This is a genomic window from Flavobacterium sp. GSP6 (assembly GCF_003984855.1).
Lineage (GTDB): Bacteria > Bacteroidota > Bacteroidia > Flavobacteriales > Flavobacteriaceae > Flavobacterium.
On record NZ_RYDO01000026.1, the window covers coordinates 1 to 5,767 of the forward strand.

Below are 5,767 nucleotides of genomic sequence, written 5' to 3' on the forward strand. Positions count from 1 at the left end.
CATATATTTACTCCATGAGTAACAAAATACAGTTCGTTTAGAGGTTTTTAGACGAACTGACGTTGGCAGAAATTTTAGAAAAAAAAAACGAAAACCAAAAAAAAACATATGAAATATAAATTCTTAATTATAATTATTGCTTTAATTTCTTTGAACGTTAATGCACAAAAAATAAAATTTAAAGATAAAAATTTGAAAAGTGCATTAATTGAACTTGGTTATGATTTCAATAAAAATAACGAAATCGAAATTAGCGAAATTGACACTGTAACTAAAATTAAAGTCAATAAAAAAAACATAAAAAGTTTAGATGACTTGAAATTCTTTAAAAGTTTAAAAATCTTAAACGTAATGACTAATGATATATCCGATTTAAAAGTTTTCTATGGAAATAAAACAATTGAAGAACTTTATGTTGGAGAAAATAAATTAGGAGAAAAACTAGTAATAAAAGAAATGCCAAACTTACAAGGATTATATGCTTTTAGAAATGGACTAAAAGAACTAGAGTTTATTGGCAAATATGAAAAATTAAATTCCTTATATATTCAAGGAAATCCAGTTGAAAATCTTAATCTTCAAAATTTACCGAATTTGGAAAATCTCCAACTTTTTGAATGTGATGATTTGAAAACTATTAATTTTTATATAGGAACAAAACTCAAACAATTTTTTTTACTTGATACGAAAGTTGTAAATGTTTTGAAAAAAGAAAACACCACAACAGTTTACTTAGAAAAAAATTCAGACCCCAAAAATAGTCCGAAAATTGATAGTATTAAAACTGCTCCTGTTATAAGAATCACAAATGATATGATTATTAAAGCTAATTAAAAACTTCTCACAACAGCTGTCTGTGTCTATTGTGGGATTTAGTGGAATTATCGTTTCGCATCAACTTTTTGAAAAGCCAAAACTTGAAAGATTACGAACTTCCACAACAGCCACAGGCAGCAGAACGTTAGCGGTAATGCTATAACCGAATTAAATGAAACGATTTTCAATTTTTAAGAAGTCATCGAAATTTTATTGGAGTAACAATAGAGTTATTTATCCAATTATATTTACTTGTTTACTCATTTTAGTAATAAAAAATGGTAGTGGAACTTTAGAAAAAAACGTTCTCAACAATACTCTTCTTGGAATAATGCTTATTACTTTTATTTGCGGAATGATTTTAAGACTTATTGGAATTCCTAAAGCTGAACCTTTGCAAGGAGAAATTGATGGATTTCTAACTTTTGAAATGAACTCAATTCAAATTGGAAATGAAGTATTTGAAATTGAAAAGATTAAAAATATTGAGATTACAAATGACGATTATTATGGTAAAATAGTTTCTTCTGGAAGAGGTAATTTTAATAGTCCTAGGTCAAACGGAGTTGAGAATTTTATAAAGTTAAAACTGTATTCTGGTGAATTGAAAATATGTAATTATGAATTATACAACTCCAATGATATTCAAAAAATAAGAGATGAACTAATAAACTATTATCTTAACGGAAAAATAGAATTAGATAATTTAGCAAATGTTCTTGGAGAAAAAAGCAGAAGCGAAATTGCAGAATTGAAACTCGAAATCGAAAAGAAAGCACAACCGCTAACAGCCATTTTGAGCTAGCTGGAATTTAGTGGAATTACCGTTTCGCATCAAGTTTTCGTTAAGCCGAAAATTGAGCGTTTACGAACTTCCAGCCATCTCAAAGCCACGATACCTTATGCGGCATGCTAGGACGACACTACAAAACCTAAACCGACAAGAAAGCATTGAAAAATAAAATCATCATATCAATTATTTTCCTGACGACATTTATTTCGTTCGACATTGTTGCACAACATAGTTCCAAAGGGACGAGCAACAAAAATTGCAATTATAAAACACAGCCTAACTTAAATGAATCTATAAGTTGTGACACGACACTATTTCAAAATGGTTCCAAGTTATATAGACAATTCAATTGCGATTCTTCTTGGCTGACATTTGAGAACAAAAACGGTTTAAAGAAAATTATGTATTCGTTAGACAAGCCATTAATAGAACTAACATCACGATTAGGTTATCAATTTGTAAAAGAATATAAAACGACATTGTTATTTGAAAACAGACAAGCATCAGGTGGTGGATTCCCCACAAATTTTGAACTCATAGACAAAGACAATGGAAAAGTGATTGAAGAGTTCGGAACAATCATTTATTACAGCGACACGGATTATAACAATTACGTTTTGTATCTTTCATCTGACTCGTTAGTCACATTGACTTTTTACAATATTGACACTAAAACAAAATTTAATTATTCAATTCCTCAAGGACGACTTAGAAAAACTGTTATGGAATCCTCTCAAATGTTTCCAGAGTATTTATTTGAAGAACCCCAAACTAATGACAACATTCTGACTTTGAAATATAAGTATCTTGTAAATGCTGACCCTGAAAAATGGAATACAGACATTATTACCATTGACTTGCAGAAAATAAAAGCTGACAATGAAAGTAAACATTAGGCGAAACAGATATTAGAAAGAGAAGCACGACCGCATAACAGCAGTTACACAATACACAAGGCTCTAGTGGAATTATCGTTTCGCAAGTCCTTCACGTTAAGCCGAAAATACTCGGATTTCGAACCCTTGTGCATCGTGTAGCTGCGGAACGTTACAGGAAACCTTTTCCAAAAGATGCGAAAATAGAAACCGCAAAAAAAAAGAAAAACATCCTGAAAACGGGAGCAAACAAATCCTTTTCAGCCCAGCAAATGCGAAATAAAAAGGTTCAAAAACAATTTAATATGATAATAAAAATTAAAAACTGGGCATCGTTACTTTTGATAACAATATTCTTTACTTGCGTTAGCTGTGAGAAAGATTTGTATCAAGAAGTAATTAAAACTCAATCTAGAGGAACTTCACTAAAAATTTCAATTGACCAGGTATTACATGAAATTGATAATAGTCAAATCAAAAATTACCTAAATATTGAATTAAAACAAGAATTAAGCTTTTCAAAATTCAAAAAGAAGAGTGAAGACTATTCTAATTTTATGAAAATAATTAAAGAAAATGAATATGTAACCTACTCACTTCTAATTAATGATTATTCAAAAGACAAACCATTCTTTAAATACCTTATCATTACAAAAAACAAAGCTACTGAAAAAGCAGGTTTTGCAAAATTCATACCAAATAGTCCAGTAGCATTTTTTGATGAAAAACACTTTTCTGGTACGTTACAAGTTTTTGATTTAAAAAACAATATAAAGGGAGAAACTCAATTTATCAATGGCGTTGCTCAAGTTAAAAACACGAAATCAAAAATTGCTTCAAAAAGTGAATCTTGCACAAATACATACAGTATTATAACGCATAATTGCACAAATGGTGGTAGTCACTCACCAGGGACTTCTTGCAATAATGACGCGATCAATGATGGTTATTATGAAATAGTAGTCAGTGTTACTTGTTCAGGAAGTACAACACAATATATTGCAGAGCCCGATAGGTTTATGGCAATGAGCTCAACAGGTGGTGGCGGAAATAGTTTGAGCTTTAACGAAAATGTTTTACAATTTCTATATTCATTATCCGAAGAAGAATACGCTGTTGTTGTTGCTAATCTTACTATTGTGGCTTATTTAGAAGAAAATGATGCTTCGTCTGCAAGTAAAGAATTTTCTATGAAATTAATTTACTCTCAATTAAATAATCCCAACCAAAATTTTAATGATGTTTTTTATAACAAAACTTCATTAGATACAAATAGTTCTTTGGACTTAGATAATAATACAGATGGTGGAAATGACACTAATACTTACTCCGATTTTAATCCACAACAAACTTGGACAACTATTTTTCAAGTTATACCCACAAGTCAATTTGTTGGATGGGGTTCTCCAGGGATTAAAAGAAATTGTATGGATTATGCAAAAGCACAAATTGCTAAAAATGGTTACCAAATATCAAACTATGGATCAGCAGGGCAAACATTTCAAATTTACACTGAACAAAACGGAGTTAATGAAGCGAATTTAACAAAAGGTCTAAGTTATTTAAAATATGCTTTGAGTAATAACATATCTGTTATTGTTGGAGTTGATGAAAATCCAGGACACCCTGGTAATCCTGATAATTCAACGGATCATTTTGTAGTAATAGTAGGAATGGGTAGTAATAGCAATGGTAATTACTTTCAGTTTTATGATAACGCTTCAGGTAATACAAGTCAAGGAACTAGTCCCTTAAATCTATTATATTATAATTCGTCAACGGGTAAAATTAGTGGTAAATCGCAATGTAGTGGCTACTTTAATTCTGTAGCTCACGATTATATAATAACACAAATTAGAAAAAGTAAAACTAAACTATAATGAAAAAAATATCTTTAATTTTAATGATGCTAATCTTTAATTGCTGTTCTTCTCAAAGTAAAAAAATAATGGAGAAAAGAACAATTGAGGTTATCTTAAACAGTGTGGGAAAAACAAATATAGACAAAAAATTAACTTCTAAGTTGACAGGAATTAATGAAAGTAATTTAACAACTAGTTTATATTATTATGAAAATTCAAAAAAAATTATTGGATTGCCAATAAATGATGAAACTTTCAATTATAAGTATTTTAACTCAAAAATTTATAATAATCTAGAAAACAAAAGAGTTAAACTTTTTTTGGCTGTTTATAAACATAAATCAAAAGAAATTTTGATTATCTATAAAATCGAATGATATTGTAAAAAAGCAAATAGGTTGTTCAGTCAACCTATTTGCTTTCAACACTTCACCATTGCCTTCAAAGATAAAAGCATTGAATCTGTTATTATATATTTTCATAAACCTGAAGGATTGTGGAAATAAGACAACAAAATTTGTTAAACAAAATTGAAATTAAATAGAAATATCAGTACCACAAAAGTAAAGGCTTCCTGTAACCGCCGTTTGGCTATATGGCGGGTTTATGCTCAATTTAAAGTTGGTCTTGTACTTGGAAAAGTAGTCTTAACCGAAAGACTAGGCTTCCTTAATCCGCCACATCGCCAAACGACCAAACGTTATGGGCAAGCTTAAAAAAATGGAACCGAAAGCAAGATGTTTTAAAATAGCAGAAAAGAAGTTTAAGGAAATACAAAATGATTTCCCTGACTTAACTATGATAATAGACTACGACAATGAAAATTTGGATTTGTCAATGGATATACCAAAACAGAATGGAATTGATTTTGAAATCAATCTGAATTTACAGAATGAAGATGAACTTCATATATCGACTGATTACATTTGGTGTCAATTTTTCTCTGCCGATTCTGAAGAATTAGTCAACAAATTTTACGAAAGTGTTATTGGATTAATCAACGGTGAATATAGGATTCTCCAATTTGTGAAAAATGATAAAGTTTATAAATCATTCCTTCAAAAACCGAATGGAAATAATTGGGAAACTATTTACAGAGGATATGAAAGAATAAAAATGCCTTGGACAACAGTCAAAGAAAACGTAATACAAAACAAAAAGGAAAGTAAATTAATCGGAATATACAAAGCCAGCAGGTAACAGCTACTACAACGGATTTGGTCAATTGGCTTAATGGAAAGATGGTTTTGTATTTGGATGATTTGGCAAATCCGAATAATGGGCTTAATTTAGTCGCAAACTGCGTGTAGCGCGGGGACGTCAAACTGTCTAATAACCTCCTTTCTCTATGTTAGATAATTTGTACAAAAAATCGTTCAAATAATTTGCATAATTCGTTGGTTTTATGTATATTTAAGCAT

At 29.9% G+C, this 5,767-nt stretch carries 6 protein-coding genes; all 6 read left to right on the forward strand.

From position 1 onward, the window contains the following. The first annotated feature begins 108 nt into the window (after positions 1-108). The 6 genes from EKM03_RS14775 to EKM03_RS14800 all read left to right on the forward strand — a co-directional run bounded on the left by EKM03_RS14775 (position 109) and on the right by EKM03_RS14800 (position 5,546). Positions 109-834: a hypothetical protein gene (locus EKM03_RS14775; RefSeq protein WP_126740701.1), complete on the forward strand. Its 726-nt coding sequence runs from the start codon at positions 109-111 to the stop codon at positions 832-834. A 313-nt stretch (positions 835-1,147) separates the two neighbouring features. Then, a complete protein-coding gene (locus tag EKM03_RS14780; RefSeq protein WP_199741574.1) occupies positions 1,148-1,621 on the forward strand; it encodes a hypothetical protein in 474 nt (157 codons plus the stop codon). Positions 1,622-1,767: 146 nt separating this feature from the next. Next, entirely contained in the window at positions 1,768-2,505 is a 738-nt protein-coding gene (locus EKM03_RS14785) for a hypothetical protein (protein ID WP_126740703.1), read from the forward strand. Positions 2,506-2,633: 128 nt separating this feature from the next. After that, positions 2,634-4,364, forward strand: coding sequence for a hypothetical protein (locus tag EKM03_RS14790; protein WP_126740704.1), 1,731 nt, complete (start codon positions 2,634-2,636; stop codon positions 4,362-4,364). Beyond that, a complete protein-coding gene (locus EKM03_RS14795; protein ID WP_126740705.1) occupies positions 4,364-4,723 on the forward strand; it encodes a hypothetical protein in 360 nt (119 codons plus the stop codon). The genes EKM03_RS14790 and EKM03_RS14795 overlap by 1 nt, the downstream gene beginning before the upstream one ends. A gap of 343 nt (positions 4,724-5,066) precedes the next feature. After that, complete coding sequence (locus EKM03_RS14800; protein ID WP_126740706.1) at positions 5,067-5,546, forward strand: hypothetical protein; 480 nt, start codon at positions 5,067-5,069, stop codon at positions 5,544-5,546. The last annotated feature ends 221 nt before the right edge of the window (positions 5,547-5,767 follow it).